Genomic DNA, 19,404 nt, shown 5'->3' on the forward strand with positions numbered 1-19,404 from the left:
GTGACCATCTGTCGTGACAGACTGTCGATTATCGCTGTTGATCTTCGATGCTGCGCTCGAGCTCTTCCAGCTCGGCCTCACCATCGATACGTATGCCGCCCCGGGTCACCAGATGCATTTCTGTCTTGACCCCTTCCGGGCGCTTGAGTTTGTCGGTAATCTTGAGCGCCACGTTATCCTTGGTCCGCCCCATCTTGGCATGGAAGGTGGGCAAATCTTCCACGTAGACCAGCAGGTTCTCAGGCATCTCCACCGGGATTATGTCACCGGGCTTGAGCTCCATCAGCTCGCGCAGTGTCAGGTCCGTCTCCAGCAGTTTGGCTCTGAGCTCGACCTTGACGTCCATGATCTCGTCGCGCAGCGCCTTGCTCCAGCGTACGTCCGTGTCACCCTTGTCACTCTGCACACCGGCATCCAGCAGTTCGCGGATGGGCTCCAGCATGGAGTAAGGCATGGCCACGTGAAAGTCACCGCCGCCCCCATCGAGCTCGATGTGGAACGAGCTCACCACTATCACCTCGGTGGGACTGACGATGTTGGCCATGGCAGGGTTCACCTCGGAGTCGAGGTATTCGAAGCCCACGTCCATGACGGGGGCCCAGGCGTCCTTGTAATCCTCAAATACCAGCTTGAGCAGCATCTGTATGATGCGCCGCTCGGTGGGTGTGAACTCGCGACCCTCGATCTTGGCGTGGTAGCGACCATCGCCGCCAAAGAAGTTTTCCACCAGGATGAAGACCAGTCGGGCCTCCATGGTGATGAGTGCCGTGCCCTTGAGCGGACGGAAACGCACCATGTTCAGGCTGGTCGGCACGAACAGTGTGTGTACGTATTCGCCGAATTTGAGCATCTGCACGCCGTTGATGGAAACCTCGGCGGTGCGGCGCATCATGTTGAACAGGCTGATCCGCATGTGACGGGCAAAGCGCTCGTTCACCAGCTCCAGGGTCGGCATGCGGCCACGGACGATGCGGTCCTGGGAGGAGAAGTCAAACTGGGCAACACCGGGATCCCCCGCTGCGCCTATCTCTTCCTCTTCGACATCATCGACACCGTGCAAGAGGGCATCAATTTCGTCCTGACTTAACAGATCGCTCACGCTTCACCCTTATTGCATTACAAAGCCGGTAAACAGCACTTGTTCGATAACGGGGGAAGAGACCAGGTCACCCAGCACCCGACGGCACTCTTCCAGTGAATCCTTGCGCAGCTTCTCCTTGCCTTCGAAAGTCATCAGCTGCTCGCTGGTGGCGGCACTGAAGATCCGCAGCAAGGTGCCTTCAATCAGGGGGATATTTTGCTTGGCCAAGTTCTCATCGGCGGTGCCACGCACCATCAACTGCACCTTGATCTGCACCAGTCGATCCCGCTGTGCGCCCGAGACGTTGAACACGAAGGGACGCGGCATGCCCACATAGAGCGAAGGTTTCGGTGCCGCGTCTTTCGGCTTGGCATCTGCCCCTTCGGCCGCAGCGTCAGCCGCCGGCTTGTCGGAGCCGGAGAGCATGAACCAGGCACCAGCACCGCCGCCCGCCAGCACTATCACGGCCAGGGCGATGATTATGATCAGCTTCTTTTTCTTGCCTGCCGCCGGATCTTTAAGCGTCAGTTCGTTGTCATCTGCCATCCCTTGTCCACCCTAGTCTCAAACTTGTTCGATATCATAAACTTACTCAGGCTGGCATCAAGCATAGAAATCAATTCCGGCGTCGTTTGTCGATTCCATCGACAAACGACTGCCTGCCGCCGTGACCTCCGCCTCAGTTTGGCCTGTTTCGGAAAACGATCCGCTGCCATGTTGACCTGACTGGCCCTGGCCGGAAAAAGCGGACTGTCCCTGAGACTGCTGCTGTGGCTGTTGTTGCACCAGAGTCTGACCAAGCTGGATGCCCTGTCCGGCCAGCATATCACGCAGGCGGGACATGGCTTGCTCCAGCATTTCGCGGGTCTGCCCATGCTGCACCACAAAGTGCACGTTGGCTTGGTTGTCGGCCCCCATCTGGATCTGGATTTTCATCTTGCCAAGCCCCAGAGGATCGAGCTGGATCTCCGCCTGCTGCAACTTGTCCGTCAACATCAGGTTGACCTTCTGATGCAACTGGACAGGGGTCTCCGGACTGGCCAGCTTGAGGTGAGCCAAATGCTGGGGATCCCGCCGCGCCGATATGTCGGTGGTCGGCTTGCTGTCATTGTTCACGGCCTGGGGCTGACTGTTCTGCTGCACCTGCTGGCTGTGGTTGTTGTCCTGGGTAGTGGACTCTGTGCCCAGAGCGCTGTTTCTGCCAAGCTCTGCCACCTTCTGCTTCACATCCAGTTTGACATCCGCCTTGGCCTTGGGCGCATCGCTGGCTTCCATCTGCTTGAGACCGGCCGACAAGACGTTCAATGATGCTTGCGGCCCTTGTGATTCACTGCTGGCCAGCGCCTGTTGCGGCGCCGTCAATACAGGCTCGGCCGCGTGTGCAACCGGTGTCGTCTGAGCGGCTGTCGCCATGCTGGATGCAACAGCCTGGCTATCTGACTTGGCGGCAGGGGCAGCCTTGGCTTGCTCACCCTTTTCAGTGACAGCCTGGGTCTGTGCGGCATCGGTCGAGGTTGTGGTGCCACTGTCGGCCCGGCCCAATCCCTCTTCAAACGACCTGGTGGCGCCCGTCTGAGCAGGCACGGCCTGATTCATGGTGTGCAGGGGAGATGGCTTTTCAGCCCCCTCCTTGTGACCCATAGGGGGGATGGCGGGTTTGGGGCTGCCATCAGCCTCGACAGGATTGTTCCCCTCACCTTTAGCAACCTTTTCCACCGCTTCGGTCGGCAACACTTTGCTCAGCAAGGCGGTCCGTTCAGCATCGGAAAGTGCGGCCTTGCCGCCCTTGTCGGCACTCGCCGTGTCTTTGCCCTTTTCATCACCCTTCAGCTCAGCCGCCATGGCAGCGGACGTATCCCCATCCACGGTTTCGGTAGCGGGCGTTTCATCGTTTGCAGCCGCGGCCCCTGCATCCGTCCCCTTGAGCAGGCTGGCTGCCTGTTGCGCCAGCAAGGCGGCCTCACCGGGCGCAGCCTGCTTGCCATCACCTTGTTTGCCGTCAAGCGCCAGCGCATCGGCAGATGTAGTGGCCTCACCTTCTTGCGGCAACATATTGCCGTCACCTTCCACAGCCGAGGCAAGGTTGAGAACGGCGGGGGAGACGAGACTGGTATCCTGCTTGAGGGCGTCTTGCAGACGCTGCAAGAAATCAATGGGAGAGGCACTGCTCTCAGCCTCATCCATTTTTTTCTCCTTGTCGTCCGTGGCGGCCGTCTCCCCTGTGGTATCCGCCAAAGATTTGGCATCACCATGCTTGCGACCTTCCCCCTTGTCAGTGACGACCTTTTCCTTGGCGAGCGGATCAGGGGCAACTTGCTCACCGGCAGCCACTTTGCTGCCCTGCCTGGCACCCGTTGCCTTATCCGCCTGCTGAGCCTTGACCATCTCATCGGAAAAGCCCCCCTTCAGATCGCTCTGCGAGGCCTGATCACCTTTATCGGACGATGAGATGAGCGACGCATTTTTATCGGCAGAGGGCGCAGCCGAAGCGGAGGGGGTATTGGTTAACAGTGTCTGCATCATGATGAAGGTCCCTGACGGCAATCGGGTTCGGGTGCAGCCCTCACGCGAAAGAGAAGGGTGAGGCGCACACTGGATGGTCAGAATAAAGCAAGTTACAGGCCAGAATGATGAAAACGGCGCAGCATGGCGTACTCATCCAGCATCTTCTGCTCCTGACGCTGAGCCTTCTGCTGCTCACGCCCGGCCTGCTTGGCCAGCAACAACTCCACCGCCTTGCGCCTCTGCTGGGCTGACAGCCACTCTTGCCGTCGCAGCTCCAGCGCCTGACGCACTTGCCTCACCCCTTCATACTGCTGGGTGGCCGCCTGTTCGAGCTTGCTGATAAAAGAGTGATACTGGGCATTCTGCTGGGCGCCTATGCCATGCAAGCCACGGTCGGTCCACTGTTGATGGTAAATCTGGCGGTACTGATTGAGCGCTTCCTGCTGCTCCATGAAGATTTTCAGATCCTGCTGGGCCTTGGCCAGTGCCAACCCCGCCTGCTGTTCGGCCTCAAGCAACCGCTCGGACAACATCACCAACCCTTTACTCATGAGCGCGCTCCACCCTTACTACATCGTCAACGCATCAGTGGCATGGCCACCAGTTGCAGGGATTGCAGGCCCTCATCATAGTGAATGACCTCGCGCATACCCTGTTGCAAGAACTGATCCAGATAGGGTTTGTGAACGATGGCACGGTCGATGCGAGGATCAGAACCCTGGCTGTAAGCACCTATGGTGATGAGATCCCGGTTCTGCTGATAGAGGGAGTAGAACTGCTTGAGGGTGCGCGCCAAATCCATGTGTTCGGGTGAGGTAACCATGGGCATGACACGACTGATGGATTTTTCGATATCGATGGCCGGATAGTGGCCTGCATCGGCCAGCTCCCGCGACAGGACTATGTGGCCATCGAGGATGGCCCGCGCCGCATCGGCGATGGGATCCTGCAAGTCATCCCCCTCGGTCAACACGGTGAAAAACGCCGTAATGGAGCCCTGACCGTCGCTACCGTTGCCTGCTCGCTCCACCAGCGCCGGTAATTTGGCAAAGACCGATGGCGGATAGCCCTTGGTCGCCGGCGGCTCACCCACCGCCAGTGCGATTTCCCGCTGGGCCTGGGCATAGCGGGTAAGGGAGTCCATCAGCAGCAGCACATTGAGGCCCTGATCGCGAAAATACTCGGCGATGGCGAGCGCCGTCTCGCACCCCTTGAGACGCATCAGGGGCGAGGCATCGGCCGGTGCCGCCACCACCACGGAGCGGGCGCGCCCCTCCTCCCCCAATATGTCCTCGATAAACTCTTTCACTTCCCGGCCCCGTTCACCGATGAGGCCCACCACCACCACATCCGCCACCGAGCCGCGTGTCATCATGCCGAGCAACACGGATTTACCGACGCCGGAACCGGCAAACAGTCCCATCCGCTGGCCCTGGCCTACCGTCAGCACGGCGTTGATGGCGCGCACCCCTACGTCCATCGGCTGATGGATGGGGCGACGGGAGAGCGGGTTGATACGGTGCTGGGCAAATTGCACCGTCTGGGACGAGAGGATGGGACCAAGCCCGTCCAGCGGCTGGCCTATGCCGTCGATGACCCGCCCGAGCAGGTTCATGCCGACCGGAATGCCGTGTTCTTCGGTCATGGGTACCACACGGGCGCCAGGAATGACCCCCTTGAGCTGTTCACTTGGCATCAGGAACAGGCGGTCGCCGGAAAAACCCACCACCTCGGCCTCCAACTCGCCATCCTGGGTATCGATGCGACAGAGGGCGCCGATGGCCGCGCGGCAGCCAATGGCCTCCAGCGTGAGTCCCACCACCCGGGTCAATTTACCGGCGACGGGCGGCTTGGGCGCGGTATCGCGGACCCGATACCCTTGCAACCGAGTGAGTAACGAGCCGCTCATCTGGCCTCCTGAGAGAGAAAAAGTCAACCGGGCCCGCTGGCGCCAGCCCGGTGTCAATTATTCGGCAAGTCCCGAGACGCATTGTCTCGCAAGAAACTGCGCAGCAGCTGATCGATACGCCCCTGCAGGGTCAAATCGACGCTGGAAAGCTCGGTCGCCAGTTGCAGATCACCGGGGGAGAGAGTGGGATCGCTTTGCAACCGCCAGTGACGCTTGGCGCACTCTTCCACCCCGAACGCCTGCTCGACCCGGGCAATGTCATCAGGATGCAGCATCAGGGTGACGCCCTGCTCGGCGGCCGGCAACAAGGCCAGCCCCTGCTTGAGCGCTTCCAGCAGGATACGGGGCGAGGTCTCTGCCTCGTGCCGCATGAGGGTGCGGGCCAGTTGCATCACCAGCGAGATGAGCTGCTGCTCCACCGCCTGATCCAGCTCATGGAGAGGATTGGCAAGGCGGTCGATCAGCGACTGCCAATGGGCCATCTGCTGATCCACCTGCTCGCGGGCCAGAGCCAGCCCCTCCTCCTTGCCCTGCTCAAGCCCGGCCTGGTGGCCTTGTTGCAAGCCTTCCAGCTTGCCCTCCTCCAGTCCCTTGGCGAATCCGGTGGCCTGACCTTCGGCCATCCCTTCATCCCAGGCGGCCTGACGGATGGCTTCCAGCTCTTCTGCCGTTATGCTGGGGGTGGGTTCGGGAACCGGTTCTTCCACCGGCACTTCTTCTTCCTGCTGATACCAGTCGGGAGAATAACCCAGGGCATTGGTCTCGACAGCGGCCTCGACTTCCATCTCCGGCCAGCCCCACGCCTCGACCCGGGTATCATCCCCGTCAGGGCGAACATAACCACGCAGCTTGTTGTTCATGCTTTAAATGCGCCCCTCGCCACGGTCATTTGCGGGCCAAAGAAACCGAACACTTGATGGTTCATGGTTTAGAGGAACTCCTCGCCGCCACCGGCGCCCAGCATGATCTCGCCGGCATCCGCCAGACGGCGGGCGATGGAGAGGATCTCTTTCTGGGCAGCTTCCACCTCGGAGACCCGGATTGGCCCCATGGCCTCCAGATCGTCCGCCAGCATCTCGGCAGCCCGCTTGGACATGTTCTTGAAAATCTTCTCGCGCATCTGATCGTCCGAGCCCTTGAGCGCCCGTTGCAGCAGCTCGCCCGGCACTTCCCGCAGCATGGTCTGAATGCCGCGGTCGTCCACGTCGATGAGGTTCTCGAACACGAACATCAAATCCTGGATCTGCTGGCTCATCTCTTCGTCCGACTCGCGGATGGAGTCCATCAGCTGGCCTTCGATGTTGGTATCCAGGTAGTTCATGATGTTGGCTGCCGCCTTCAGGCCGCCCATCTTGGCTGCCTGGGCACCCGCCGCACCGGCGAACTGTTTCTCCATGATGTCGTTCAACTCTTGCAACGCCGCCGGTTGCACCTCTTCCAGGTTGGCGATCCGCATCACCAGATCCAGGCGCACCTGCTCCGGGAACTGGCTCAGGATCTCGGCCGACTGCTCAGGCTCCAGATAGGACAATACGATTGTCTGGATCTGCGGGTGTTCGTTCAGGATGATGCTGGCCACCTGGCGTGCATCCATCCACTTGAGGGAGTCGAGGCCGCGGGAGCCCGACCCCAATATGATTTGATCCACCAGGTTGCTGGCTTTGTCTTCGCCAAGGGCCGCCACCAGCGCCTTGCGCACGAAGTCTTCGCTGCCGATGCCGATGTTGGTGTACTTCTGGATATCGTCGATGAATTGACGATGCACCGCCGCCACCCGATCGTGGCTGAAGTCAGACATGGAGGCCATCGACATACCGAGTCGCTGTACCTGCTTGGGCTCGAGGTGACGGAAGATCTGGGCAGCATCCTCTTCATTGAGGCTCAGCATCAATACGGCCGCCATCTCCATCCCGCTCATCTGATCCAGGATCAGGCGCTGTCCCTCGGTAATGTCATTACCGGTGACTTGGGTCTTAATTTCTTCAGGCATCTTTGTTGCTTACCCATTCTTTAATGACCTGTGCGGCCAGATCCGGTTCGTTCGCCACCAGCGCACGTACCGCCTTGAGCAGATCCTCGTCACGGTGCAGATCCGGCAGTTTCAGATGGCCGTCACGTACCCCGAATACCGGCTCGGACTCGGCCTGAGCGGCCAGCAGACTGAGCTCGTCATCCCCACCCAGCACTATGCTGTTGTCCAGATCCAGATCCCCTTCCGGTCGTGCATCCGGGTAAAGCAGACGCTTGAGCATGGGGCGTACCACTGTGACAATCAATACGATAATCACCAGCACTGACGCTGCTATGCGCACCGCACGCCAGAACCAGGGTTGCTCGTAGATGGGCGCGTCGGCCACATTTTCAAGCTCGGGACGGTTGAACGGAATGGCGACCACTTCCAGAGTATCACCGCGGGTCACATCAAAGCCAAGCCCGCCGCTCAACAGACGACGCAGGGTATCGAGTTCGGCCTGGGAACGGGCCTCACGGGTGACGGCGCCATCGGCACCGGCGATGGACTTGTAATCCACGGCTACCGAGACTGTCATGCGGCGAATGCCCCCCATCTGGCGACGAATATGGCTGACGGTGGTATCCAGTTCGAAGTTGCGGGTTGCTTCCTTGCGGGAACGACCGGAGGAAGAGGCGGCTCCGCCATCCCCGCCTGCGGCTTCCTCGGGAATATTCGATGCAGCGGGTGGCTGATTGGTGAGAGCACCCGGCACACCGCCGTTGCCGCCGCTGGCACTGTTCTCTTCCAGCGTCATCTCGGAACGCACGGCAGGCAGGTCCGGGTTATAGGTCTTGCGGGTCTGCTCCTGCTGGGAGAAGTCGAGGGAGAGGTCAACCTCCGCCGTATAATTGTCGGCGCCCAGTACGGGTATCAGGATGGCGTCAATTTTTTGTTTGTATTCCACTTCCTGCTTCTGCTGCATCGCAAACTCCTTGCGGGTCTGGGCAGAGACAGGATCTTGCGAACCGGAATTGAGCAGGCGACCGTTCTGATCGGTCACAGTGACACGGGTCGGCTCCAGGCCATGAACGGCGGAAGCGACCATGTCGACGATGGAATCCACTTCCCCCTGACCAAGGGCATTGCCCTTGAGGCTCAGCACCACGGTCGCACTGGGTTTGCGCTCGTTGCGGGCGAACACGTTGTCTTTCGGAATGGCCAGCAGCACCTGGGCCTTGGCCACGTTCTGGAACTGCTCGATGGCGCTCGCCAGCTGGCGCTCACGGCTTAACTTGAGGCGCTCCGTCTCCATGCGCTGGCTGACGCCAAAGCTGGAATCCTTGAGCAGGATGGACTCGCCATCGTTGCTGGCATCGGTATTGGTGGCAAGGCCGGCGCGGGTCAGGCGCAGGCGGATATCGGCATATTTTTCGGCGCTGACCAGCACGCTCTTGCCATCCACCTCATAGGGGATCTTCTGGGCGTCAAGGTAGTCCAGGGTCTTGACCAGCTCCTGGGTGCTGTAGGTGCCAAGGGGACGCATGTCCGGCTCCTTGCCCCACAACAGGATGAAAACGGCGATCGCCAGACAGATGGCCAGCCCCAGGATCAGGGTAATTTGCCGCAGCACATCCGTGTTGGACAGGAAGCCGAGAGCTGAACTCTTTTGCTCGTTCTCATCGAGGGCAGCGGAGCTCTCCTCGTTGATCAGCAGTTCGCCATTTTGGTCAGTAGCCACGATTTATGTCCTTATTGCTGACATGTGCATGATATTCAGTAATCTCTTATACCGGCATGTTCATGATGGTCTTGTAGGCATCGACCATCTTGTTGCGCACCTGCACCGTAGCCTCGAAGGCGATAGAGGATTTCTGGCCGGCGATCATCACATCGGACAGATCGACTGACTTGTCGCCCATATCGAAACGGGTGCGCAGATCATTGGCGGCGCCTTGCAGTTCGTTGACGTTGCCGAGCGCCTGCTGCAGCAACTGACCAAAGTCAGAGGTGACCTGACGACCGGGCTGAGTCAGCGGCGTGGCGCCAGCTTCAACCTTGAGAGCCTGCATCTCTTGCATCAGGCTGCTTGCACTAATTTCCATATCTCATCCCCAGACAAATCATTGACGCTGGCATCCAACAAGCAATTAGAGTGCCAATGCGTTGCAAGCTACCAGTATCAGGAGATGACGGCGAAAAAACATGGGTAGACGAGAGTCGATGTGGTCATCAGTGCGGAATGAAGGCAATAAAATGGCCCGCATAATGCGAGCCATGTTGTGAGGGAAATAGAGGACTACCGGGTCAGATCCTTGTCCACCCAGTATTTGGATCCCGAGATGCTGGCATCGAGCAGCAGCCCCGTCTCGCCGATCTGATAGATGGCCATGCCGCCATTGTACTTGGCGGTGAGTCCGGCGCTCTCCTTGCCCGCTACCGCCCCCACCTCTGAGGTCGCCTCCCAGCCCTTGGTCACGAAGGCATCGAACCTGGCCTTGTCTTCAAACAGGATCACCTGCTGGTAGAACTTGCCGCCAAGGCCGGCCGAAAGGCCAGCGCCCAGCATTTTCATGTAGGTGTGCTGGCCGCTGCCGCGATTGATCGCCACCCCTGCCCCCTGATTGGTTTGCAACATCAGGGAGAACTTGCGTGAATCGAACACCGCATAGCCATACGCCCGGTCAAACAACAACTTGGCAGAGGGTTGTTCGTTGAACAGTCGCACCAGCGCGGTATCGGCCATGGTATCGAGGGCAAGCCGCGCCTCGTCGGCCGTCTTGGGCTCACGCATCTCGTCGAGCTTCTTGTCGGCTACCACCAGCCACTCCTTGCCGGTTGCTATGCTCTTGTCGGTCCAGGCCCCGGCGGTATTGAACGCCTCCGAGCCCCACTGGGAGACGGACGCCCAGGTCGCCTTGGAGAAATCGGTCACGCTCCGCCACGCCTCCTTGCTGGTGTCGCTCACAGCCGTGCCAAGGTCGGCGGCGGCCTCCTTTACCTTGGCCCAATCGGCCAGGATGGGGGTCGAGGCCAGCGCCAATGTCGTTGCCAATACCAAGAATCGAATCTTCATGGGTTCTCCACCATCTGTGATGAGCTGACCCTCACAGTAGCAGAATAAGGGACCGCCGGATAAGTGTGAGGCCCACAACACCAGTCAGTGGATGACGCACGGCCTGACCTCATATGAACACCTGAGCACCCAATCCGGTATCCGCGATGCCCGGCAAGCCTGGTTGAAAGGGTCAGTTCCCCCATGACGGCGCTGGCGTTATCCCTTGTCGCAGCAGGCGTTGGCAGGCAGAACATGAGGGGAACAACTGGACTCGGCACGCATCATGCCGCATGCCTCGGGGTGACCGGCGCAGCACTCCTCCGTGAGGTAGCCTATCAATGCCAGCATGAGAGGGATGTTTGCGCGATAACGCAGGAAGCGACCCTCTTGCTCCACCGACAGCAAGCCGGCGTGCAACATGGCCTTGAGGTGAAATGACAGTGTGTTGGGGGCAATATCGAGACTGCTGGAAAGCTCCCCGGCCACCCGTCCCTCCAGGCCCGCTTTCACCAGCAGACGCCAGACATCGAGCCGAATGCCGGAGGAGAGGGATTCAAACACCTTGGTGGCCATCGCTTTGTTCATGTCATTCACCTTGAATTTTCATCAATAACTCATTATTTCAGCAAGATACGTACGATTAACATGCGTGAGACAAGCAGCTCGCCCCTCCCGGGAACGAGCACTGATCGTTGCACAACCAGACCCAGCCATCTTGTGACCAGCGCACTGTAACAGGGCCTTCGTCCCTGATATGCAATGAAAACACATGTTTTATTCATTTGCATACCCTGATTGTCCGGCGTATAAGTGGCATATGCTAAATAGGAGTGCTTATGCCCAGACCCAAGATTGCCCGCCAGATCTGTGGCCGCCCCGCCAACAGTTGCTTCAAACCCAATGGCCGCCCCATACACCAGCTGGAACAGGTCGCCCTCGCTGCCGACGAATTCGAGGCACTGCGCCTGGTGGATCTGGAAGGCATGCAGCAACAGGAGGCCGCCGTCGTGATGGGGGTCTCTCGTCAGACCCTGGCCAACATCCTTAAAAAAGCCCGCTACAAGGTGGTGGACTGTCTGAGCCAGGGCAAAGCCTTGATGATGCAGGCGAGCGAGCCCGACACCAGTGGAGACATATCCCAATGAATACAGAACATGGCCTGATGATGGCGCCAGCAGCCAACCGCGCCGTCATGCTGACCCGGGGCCAGCTGGCCAGTCACTTTACCCGCGCCGAACAGCTGCAAATAGTAAGCCCCCAGGGCACTGTGCTCGCCACCCTGCCCAACCCGGCAGCCGGTGAGGGTTGTGGCGGCAAACAGGCGCTGCTGGTCACCCTCAAGGCTCATCAGGTCAACCAGGTAGTAGTACGCAATATCGGTGAGCGGATGCTGGGACGCTTGTTGACCGGCGGCATGCAGGTGGTGCAGTGTCGCTCGGCGCGACTGCCGTGGCCGGCACTGCTGGCTGAAGGCAATTTGCAACCTCTGACCGAGCCAAGCCAGGGCCGCAGGTCACAGCGCCATGCTGGCAAATCCGTCATCCACGCCATCAAACGCGATGGCCATGACGGCGCTGAGCGTCCCCCTTGTCAGGGAGGCTGCTGCGGCGAAGGGAACACAGGGTGCCACAACACCAAGGAGGCAAACTCATGTCACTGCTGCTGATCACCATACTGGCCGCCTTTGTGCTGATCGTCGCCATGGTCTCCCTGCTCTGGTGGCGCCAGTACAGGCTGGCGCAAAAGCGCGCGGATAAAGCGGTGCGTCCCTGTGGCTGCGCGAGCGCCTGCGCCGATCACCTCTACCAGATAAGCGAACCTGGACCCAAATAAGAAATGTGAGAAGCGGCGAGACTGGGGCAAATTGCTGACATCAGTGGCTTGAACCGCGGCCAGGTCTCGAAAGATCGCTGCCGACCTGGCTGGTGGCGGGCTCCTGATACTGCTGATGTATGGTGCGAAACGCCTCCTTGTTGCGAAGCGCGGCTTCTACACAGACGGGGTCAAACTGGCTGCCGGCATGATCTTCGAGGTAGAGAAAGGCCGCCTCGAACGTCCAGGCCTGTTTGTAAGGTCGCTCGCTGGTAAGGGCATCGAACACATCCGCCACCGCAACGATGCGGGCTTCCAGAGCAATGTCTTCCCCCACCAGCCCTTGTGGATAACCTGTGCCGTCAAAACGCTCATGATGGCAGGCGATGATGTTTTTCAACATGTCGGTGTGATGAATGCCATCGAGGCCAAACTCGCTGATCATCAGGGCAATCATCTCCCGCCCCTTGCCGGGGTGGATCTTCATGATCTCGAACTCCTCCGGTGTCAGCTTGCCCGGCTTGAGCAAGATGGCGTCGGGCACCGCAATCTTGCCGATGTCGTGCAGCTCGGAAAAGAGGTAGATAAACTCCACCTCCTCGTCACTCAGCGAATGGCGCGTCGCCACAGAGCGGGCGATCAGCCGGGAGTAAGCCGACATCCGGCGCAGGTGGTTGGCGGTCTCCTCATCCCGATAACGGCTGAACTCCCGCGCCGTGGTGAGGGCGCCACTCAGGGTCTGAATGGAGAAAAACTCAACGGCTATGATGGCTGCCAGCATCTGGGCATAGGTCGCCAGCTCGGTGCGAATGGGGGCATCGAAATAACCGGGCTCCCTGGCATCGCAAAACAGAAAACCGAACAGCTTGCTGTTGAACAGCAGCGGCTCCGTATAGCTGGAGGCATACCCCGCTTCCAGCAGCTTGCGGCTGTGCTCCGAGCTCGACCCCAACAGGGAGTCCAGGCTGTCTAGCACCCTGGGCTGTTTGTGTTCCGCCAGATAGCGCAGGGAGGGCACCTCGCTCAGTTTGACCTCGTACTGCACCAGAGGAGAGCTCCCCTCGGTGCTGTGGGCAAAGGTCTTGAGCCTGTCCGTATGCGGGTCATAGATAGCGATGGCCACCCGGCTCAACTTGTCAAAGCGCTGCCTGAGCGTGGCATGCAGATGCTGCATTCTCTCGCCAAATGAGCTTTCCATCCCGTCCTCCCTGCTGGTGTGCCTGTTGGGAGTATAGTGACGCCCATCAGTAGCCCCCCATCTCGTTAACTGAAAACTCAACAAGATGTGAGCGGGTCGACGATTCGGCTGACCCCGTCGAGACGCACCCAAAAGGGGTAGCCTGGCTGGCGCAGTACTTGGGTGCTGTGTAGGGGAATCTGCCTCCGCCAGAGATATTGTTCCGTTCTACCGTGCTGGCTGTATAGTTTTTGGTTAGCCATTCCGGTAAAATCCGCGCCCTTATAAGAGAGCCACCTAAGAGTGATTGAGCGATGTCCAACACAAAACAGGCCCCCAAAGTAGGATTCGTCTCCTTGGGTTGCCCCAAAAATCTGGTCGATTCCGAGCGCATCCTGACCCAGCTGCGTACCGAAGGGTACGATGTGGTGCCCAGCTATGACGATGCGGAGCTGGTGGTGGTCAACACCTGCGGCTTTATCGACAGCGCGGTACAGGAATCCCTGGAAGCGATCGGCGAAGCGCTGGCTGAAAACGGCAAGGTGATCGTCACCGGCTGCCTTGGCGCCAAAGAGAACCAGATCCGCGAGATCCACCCCAAGGTGCTCGAGATCACAGGCCCACACGCCTATGAAGAGGTGCTGGGTCACGTCCACAAATACGTGGCCAAGCCGACCCACAACCCCTTCACCAGCCTGGTGCCGGCCCACGGCGTCAAGCTGACCCCGCGCCATTACGCCTATCTGAAGATTTCCGAAGGCTGCAACCACCGCTGTACCTTCTGCATCATCCCCTCCATGCGCGGGGATCTGGTGAGCCGCCCCATCGGCGAAGTGCTGGCCGAAGCCAAGCGCCTGAAAGAAGCCGGCGTCAAAGAGATATTAGTGATCTCCCAGGACACCTCCGCCTATGGCGTCGACGTCAAGCACCGCACCGGTTTCTACGACGGCATGCCGGTCAAGACCAGCATGGTCGCCCTGTGCGAAGAGCTGGCCAAGCTCGACATCTGGGTGCGCCTGCACTACGTCTACCCCTACCCGCACGTGGATGACGTCATCCCGCTGATGCGCGACGGCAAGGTACTGCCCTACCTCGACATACCGCTGCAACACGCCAGCCCGCGCATCCTCAAGCTGATGAAGCGCCCGGGTACCGTCGAGCGCACCCTGGAGCGGATCCAGAAGTGGCGCGAGATCTGCCCCGAGATCACCCTGCGCTCCACCTTCATCGTCGGCTTCCCCGGCGAGACCGAAGAAGAGTTCCAGATGCTGCTGGACTTCATCGACAAGGCGGAGCTGGACAGGGTCGGCTGCTTCAAATACAGCCCGGTCGAAGGCGCCAAAGCCAACGAGCTGCCGGATCCGGTACCGGAAGAGGTTCAGGAAGAGCGCTTCCAGCGCTTCATGGAGCTGCAGCAGCAGGTCTCCATCCGCAAGCTGGCTCGCCGGGTCGGCAAAGAGATGACAGTGCTGATCGACGAGGTGGACGAAGAGGGTGCCACCGGCCGCTCCTTCGCCGATGCCCCCGAGATCGACGGCTTGGTCTACCTGAACGGTGAAACCGATCTGAAGCCCGGCGATCTGGTCAAGGTCCGCATCGATGAAGCGGACGAATACGACCTGTGGGCCAGCCTGATAGGCTAAGTCCGCAGTCCATGATGGCACCTGCCCGGCAGGCGCCAATAAAAAAGCCAGTCAGTGACCCTGACTGGCTTTTTGTTTATCCACTCGAGCCAACTATGAGTGATAAAAAACAGACCCGACAAGGGTGCAAAATCTCATCCCCCCAGCAGCAGCCATTATTTTCCCCGGGTTATTTTATCCAAGTACCCCATGGCAAACGCTGACAACACAAAGGTGATATGAATGAGTAAATACCATTTTATTTTATCATTTGGAATGTTCTCAGTATTCATGAACACCTTCAAAAGATGAATATATGATATGGCCACAATAGAGGCGGCAACCTTGTTTTTCAGGGAGCCAGCATCCAGTTTCCCAAGCCATCCCAACTTGTCATCACTGTCACCAACATCCAGTCGAGAAACAAAGTTTTCATATCCTGAGAACATGACCATTACGATCAATCCGCCTACCAATGCGATATCAATAAGCGACAAGGTCACCAGCACAAGGTCAACTTCACGGATTTCCAAAATATTTGGCAGGACGTGTAATATTTCCTGAAAAAATTTCACACCCAATGCCAGCAACACCAAACTCAAACCAAGGTAAATCGGTGCCATGATCCAACGTGAAGAATACATCAGTTTTTCAAAAACTCTTTCCATAAAAAACATATAACCTATGAAATGATACAAGTTGGTGAGATATTCTGGGCTTTCAAAAAACCATTAATCTTCCGTGATATTCTTCATTCTGTGCTGCCAGCGACGCTTGGCAAACCGTCTCATGTTGGGGATTTCATCAGTTTCATCCATAATTGGCTTGCCAATAATAGTTTCGATGACATCTTCCATAGTAACCAATCCCAGCCAGGTACCGTATTCATCATATACAAGAAACATGTGCTGTCTCTCTTGCATAAACTGACTCATGACGCTTTCCACATTGACCTTGTCGGTCACGATCGTGACCGGCTTCATTAGACTTGATACCGTCTCTGTATGGTCTGCATTTATCACATCATAACGGAATACCAATCCCAACGGATTTTCATCTTTATCAATCACCGGATAACGAGAAAAGCGACTGGCATGAGCATGATTGGCAAAATCAGCAACTGTCATCTCTGGAGTAACAATCTGGCACACAGTGCGCGGAGTCATAATGTCCCGTACACTGGTTTCATGAAGGTCCAGGATATTTGCAATAGTACGCTGCTCATCTTCATCAAGTTTATTCAGCTCACGACCAAGAATAGAAAGCGCCTTGATCTCTTGTCGTATGTCATGTTCCGGGGTATGACCACCAAACACTTTCATAATCTGATCAGAAACCCAGATAAAGGGTTTCAGCAAGAAAATCATCCCATTCAATAATCCAGGCAATACCGGCGCCAATGCGCGCCAATGGCGAGCACCAATGGACTTAGGCATTATTTCTGATAGCACGAGAATCAACACAGTCATAACAGCAGATGCGATCCCCAGATAACCATCCCCAAAGACAATCGTCACTTGAGCACCAACGCCTGTGGCGCCAACGGTGTGAGCAACTGTATTAAGCGTCAAAATCGCAGCCAATGGCTGATCTATCCTATCCTTTAACAGGCGCATACGCTCATAGAGCTTGGGATTTGATAGCTTCAGTTGGGCTATGTAACTAGGGGTGATCGAGAGGAGTGCTGCCTCCAAGATGGAGCATATAAAGGAAACACCAATAGACAATACAGCAAATGCTATAAGTAAACTCATAAAACTGAAATTGACCTTGCATGGTTTGAATTGACAAGATTTTAACGACTTTCAGGGCCCAAATGCAACGGATATTTAAGTAACCAACAGAACAAAAAATACATTCATTTCAATGACTTGCTTTGACTTATATTATTTTTTAATTTTTGTTTAATTGAGGGTGCCGATTGCCCTGAAGCGCCCCCAGGCACTATATGAATGTAACATGAACAATATGGGTTGTTTCAAGAAAAGTTGCCTTGGCATTCATGCGGGAAGAGTGATAAATTTTGCCATAAAAATAGAGGTATATTTATATAATGGACTTTTTACAATCAGCATTTCTTGCCTTGATTCAAGGGCTAACAGAGTTTTTACCTATCTCCAGCTCAGCTCACTTAATATTGCCAGCCAAAATTTTCGGATGGCAAGATCAAGGGTTGGCATTTGATGTCGCGGTGCATGTGGGTACTCTGTCTGCGGTTGTAATTTATTTTCGCACCGACATTAGTGCCATCCTGCTTGGCTGGCGACTGTCATTGACAGGCAAGAAAACGGAGCAAGGCCGCCTTGCCTGGCTATTAATTTTAGCGACCATTCCGGCTGCACTAATTGGTCTTTTAGGAAAGGGATTGATTGAAAGCAGTGCGCGTTCCACTCTGGTGATATCAATAACCACGATTATTTTCGGATTACTGTTATGGTACGCGGATCGCAAGTCTACTTTATCTAAAGAAACAAAGGATATTAGCATCAAGGATGCACTGAAGATTGGTTTAGCACAATCGGTTGCCTTGATACCAGGCACATCCCGTTCTGGAATTACCATGACAATGGCGTTATTACTGGGTTTTGACCGTAGAACAGCTGCTACATTTTCATTTCTCTTATCAATTCCAATAATTACACTTGCTGGTTTGTATTTAGGATGGCAGCTATTGATGAGTCCAATCCAAATAGAAATGGGGGAGCTATTGATTGGCATTATGGTAAGTTTTGTTTCAGCATATCTTTGCATTCATTATTTTTTGAAAGTAATAGAGAGTGTAGGTATGCTGCCATTTGTTGCTTATCGTTTAGCTTTAGGTACGTTACTGCTCGTCTTTAGCTTGCAATAATAGGGATTCATAAATGATTGCATCACTAGAAAACAGATCATTCATACTTACACTTGCCATTATTAGTGGCTTTTTTGTATGGATGTTACTACCATTTTTTTCTGCTATCTTTTGGGCCTGTATCATTGGTGTGATGTTCTTGCCAATAAAAGAGATAATCAGTAAAAAACTTAAACTAGGAAAAAATTGGGCATCGCTGCTAACCCTTCTCCTGTGTGTCATTGGGCTTGTCGTACCCGTACTTTTTATCGGCTGGTCGTTTGTTAACGAAATCAATAGTCTTTATCAAACAATGCAAGATGGAAAAATAAACTTTGGTGAGTATTTGGATACCATCAAGTCGTCCTTTCCTGCATTACAAAATATTATGAGCTCGCTGGGGATAGACTATGATGAAGTAAGAAACCAGTTAACCAATGCTGCCGTTTTTATAACTCGCTACATAGCACAACATGCACTCACTGTAGGGCAAGGAGCATTCACATTTGTTCTTGATATTTGTGTCATGCTTTACGTCGCATTTTTCATGATAAGAGATGGTCAGAATTTAGTTGAACGCATTATTGATGCTCTGCCACTGGGTAACAATCGAGAAAGGCTAATGCTTGCCAAGTTCTCCGAAGTGGCCAGAGCAACGATAAAGGGTAACTTTGCAGTCGCAGTGTTACAAGGGGTGCTGGGTGGAGGAATTTTTGCCGCTTTAGGCATTCAAGGTCCCATTATATGGGGTGTTGTGATGACATTGCTATCCATGATCCCTGTCGTAGGCGCAGGTTTGATTTGGGGGCCTGTAGCAATTTATCTATTTGCCTCTGGCAATATCATTGATGCAGTCATTCTTACTACCTTTGGGGCGCTAGTCATTGGTTTGGTTGACAATATACTTAGACCCATATTGGTTGGCAGAGACACAAAAATGCCTGATTATTTAATCCTGCTATCAACGCTAGGCGGCATCATTGTATTTGGCATCAATGGTTTTGTCTTGGGGCCAATTATTGCCGCCTTGTTTATCACCACCTGGCTGATATTTGGTGACGAGTTAGGTCGTGACAGCCAAGAGAATGAACATAATGCTAACTGACGGGTATGTTTGCATCTATGGTCACGCATCACCAGCTCTTCTCCAGGAGAAGGAGCAGAGGCAGCAAGCAAGATGACCACAGCGTTTCCCCATTAAAAAAACCTGCTCCGAAGAGCAGGTTTTGATTCTGGTCAATGCAGCGACGTCAAACCTTGCCCTGTTGAGTGACACCTAGTCGATTTAGAAGTTGGAGAACAGTTACAAACCTCTAAATAACTCTGATTTCCTTAAAGCTTTTCTCCTGTGATGATGGTTAAGCATCACAGGAGAAAAGCTTTATATTTCATCAATCCCTTGGCCAGCCAGCTAATGGCGCCAATGTTAGTAAAGGTTCCCCTCGATTCAGTCCCGATA

Annotated in this window: 20 protein-coding genes; 6 read left to right on the forward strand and 14 right to left on the reverse strand. The window is 55.8% G+C overall.

The window, feature by feature from the left end:
• Positions 1-28 precede the first annotated feature (28 nt).
• The 11 genes from fliM to OKC28_RS05055 form a co-directional block, all read right to left on the reverse strand.
• The gene (gene fliM / locus OKC28_RS05005) at positions 29-1,099 is read right to left on the reverse strand and encodes a flagellar motor switch protein FliM (RefSeq protein ID WP_005319319.1); all 1,071 of its coding nucleotides are present in this window, start codon (positions 1,097-1,099) and stop codon (positions 29-31) included.
• Between the two features lie 9 nt (positions 1,100-1,108).
• A complete protein-coding gene (gene fliL, locus OKC28_RS05010; RefSeq protein ID WP_021138437.1) occupies positions 1,109-1,627 on the reverse strand; it encodes a flagellar basal body-associated protein FliL in 519 nt (172 codons plus the stop codon).
• A gap of 57 nt (positions 1,628-1,684) precedes the next feature.
• Entirely contained in the window at positions 1,685-3,604 is a 1,920-nt protein-coding gene (locus OKC28_RS05015; protein WP_270687890.1) for a flagellar hook-length control protein FliK, read from the reverse strand.
• A 92-nt stretch (positions 3,605-3,696) separates the two neighbouring features.
• On the reverse strand, positions 3,697-4,137 hold the full coding sequence (gene fliJ / locus OKC28_RS05020) for a flagellar export protein FliJ (RefSeq protein ID WP_270687892.1): 441 nt from the start codon (positions 4,135-4,137) through the stop codon (positions 3,697-3,699).
• A 26-nt stretch (positions 4,138-4,163) separates the two neighbouring features.
• Positions 4,164-5,495, reverse strand: coding sequence for a flagellar protein export ATPase FliI (fliI, locus tag OKC28_RS05025; protein ID WP_005319328.1), 1,332 nt, complete (start codon positions 5,493-5,495; stop codon positions 4,164-4,166).
• A 53-nt stretch (positions 5,496-5,548) separates the two neighbouring features.
• Positions 5,549-6,355, reverse strand: a complete 807-nt coding sequence (gene fliH, locus OKC28_RS05030) for a flagellar assembly protein FliH (RefSeq protein ID WP_058395673.1) — start codon at positions 6,353-6,355, stop codon at positions 5,549-5,551.
• 68 nt (positions 6,356-6,423) lie between these two features.
• Complete coding sequence (fliG, locus tag OKC28_RS05035; protein WP_017412370.1) at positions 6,424-7,485, reverse strand: flagellar motor switch protein FliG; 1,062 nt, start codon at positions 7,483-7,485, stop codon at positions 6,424-6,426.
• Entirely contained in the window at positions 7,478-9,187 is a 1,710-nt protein-coding gene (fliF, locus tag OKC28_RS05040) for a flagellar basal-body MS-ring/collar protein FliF (RefSeq protein ID WP_058395672.1), read from the reverse strand. The genes fliG and fliF overlap by 8 nt, the downstream gene beginning before the upstream one ends.
• A gap of 46 nt (positions 9,188-9,233) precedes the next feature.
• A complete protein-coding gene (gene fliE, locus OKC28_RS05045) occupies positions 9,234-9,551 on the reverse strand; it encodes a flagellar hook-basal body complex protein FliE (protein ID WP_011898507.1) in 318 nt (105 codons plus the stop codon).
• Between the two features lie 194 nt (positions 9,552-9,745).
• Positions 9,746-10,522 (reverse strand): beta cell expansion factor BefA, encoded by a 777-nt coding sequence (gene befA, locus OKC28_RS05050; RefSeq protein WP_021138433.1) that lies wholly within the window; start codon positions 10,520-10,522, stop codon positions 9,746-9,748.
• Between the two features lie 198 nt (positions 10,523-10,720).
• Positions 10,721-11,089 (reverse strand): ArsR/SmtB family transcription factor, encoded by a 369-nt coding sequence (locus OKC28_RS05055; protein WP_021138432.1) that lies wholly within the window; start codon positions 11,087-11,089, stop codon positions 10,721-10,723.
• 251 nt (positions 11,090-11,340) lie between these two features.
• Between OKC28_RS05055 and OKC28_RS05060 the strand changes: the two genes are divergently transcribed.
• Genes OKC28_RS05060 through OKC28_RS05070 form a run of 3 tightly spaced genes read left to right on the forward strand, consistent with a single transcriptional unit; the run spans position 11,341 to position 12,337 of the window.
• Complete coding sequence (locus tag OKC28_RS05060; RefSeq protein ID WP_270687896.1) at positions 11,341-11,649, forward strand: DUF134 domain-containing protein; 309 nt, start codon at positions 11,341-11,343, stop codon at positions 11,647-11,649.
• Positions 11,646-12,170, forward strand: coding sequence for a NifB/NifX family molybdenum-iron cluster-binding protein (locus OKC28_RS05065; protein ID WP_270687898.1), 525 nt, complete (start codon positions 11,646-11,648; stop codon positions 12,168-12,170). The genes OKC28_RS05060 and OKC28_RS05065 overlap by 4 nt, the downstream gene beginning before the upstream one ends.
• Complete coding sequence (locus tag OKC28_RS05070) at positions 12,155-12,337, forward strand: hypothetical protein (protein ID WP_270687900.1); 183 nt, start codon at positions 12,155-12,157, stop codon at positions 12,335-12,337. The genes OKC28_RS05065 and OKC28_RS05070 overlap by 16 nt, the downstream gene beginning before the upstream one ends.
• Positions 12,338-12,377: 40 nt before the next feature.
• Here the strand turns inward: OKC28_RS05070 and OKC28_RS05075 are convergent, their stop codons facing one another.
• Positions 12,378-13,514, reverse strand: coding sequence for an HD-GYP domain-containing protein (locus tag OKC28_RS05075; RefSeq protein ID WP_270687902.1), 1,137 nt, complete (start codon positions 13,512-13,514; stop codon positions 12,378-12,380).
• A gap of 293 nt (positions 13,515-13,807) precedes the next feature.
• On the opposite strand from OKC28_RS05075, the gene rimO reads away from it, so the two are divergent.
• Positions 13,808-15,136, forward strand: a complete 1,329-nt coding sequence (rimO, locus tag OKC28_RS05080; RefSeq protein WP_265448718.1) for a 30S ribosomal protein S12 methylthiotransferase RimO — start codon at positions 13,808-13,810, stop codon at positions 15,134-15,136.
• A gap of 155 nt (positions 15,137-15,291) precedes the next feature.
• Here the strand turns inward: rimO and OKC28_RS05085 are convergent, their stop codons facing one another.
• Together OKC28_RS05085 and OKC28_RS05090 are read right to left on the reverse strand one after the other, a co-directional pair.
• Positions 15,292-15,783: a TIGR00645 family protein gene (locus OKC28_RS05085; RefSeq protein WP_270687906.1), complete on the reverse strand. Its 492-nt coding sequence runs from the start codon at positions 15,781-15,783 to the stop codon at positions 15,292-15,294.
• 63 nt (positions 15,784-15,846) lie between these two features.
• The gene (locus tag OKC28_RS05090) at positions 15,847-16,869 is read right to left on the reverse strand and encodes a CNNM domain-containing protein (protein ID WP_059112912.1); all 1,023 of its coding nucleotides are present in this window, start codon (positions 16,867-16,869) and stop codon (positions 15,847-15,849) included.
• Between the two features lie 299 nt (positions 16,870-17,168).
• On the opposite strand from OKC28_RS05090, the gene OKC28_RS05095 reads away from it, so the two are divergent.
• Both OKC28_RS05095 and OKC28_RS05100 read left to right on the forward strand, forming a co-directional pair.
• The gene (locus tag OKC28_RS05095) at positions 17,169-17,966 is read left to right on the forward strand and encodes an undecaprenyl-diphosphate phosphatase (RefSeq protein ID WP_219590268.1); all 798 of its coding nucleotides are present in this window, start codon (positions 17,169-17,171) and stop codon (positions 17,964-17,966) included.
• A gap of 13 nt (positions 17,967-17,979) precedes the next feature.
• The gene (locus OKC28_RS05100) at positions 17,980-19,050 is read left to right on the forward strand and encodes an AI-2E family transporter (RefSeq protein WP_270687910.1); all 1,071 of its coding nucleotides are present in this window, start codon (positions 17,980-17,982) and stop codon (positions 19,048-19,050) included.
• Positions 19,051-19,404: the final 354 nt, after the last annotated feature.

The organism is Aeromonas sp. D3, from assembly GCF_027705025.1.
In the GTDB taxonomy this organism is placed as follows: domain Bacteria; phylum Pseudomonadota; class Gammaproteobacteria; order Enterobacterales; family Aeromonadaceae; genus Aeromonas; species Aeromonas salmonicida.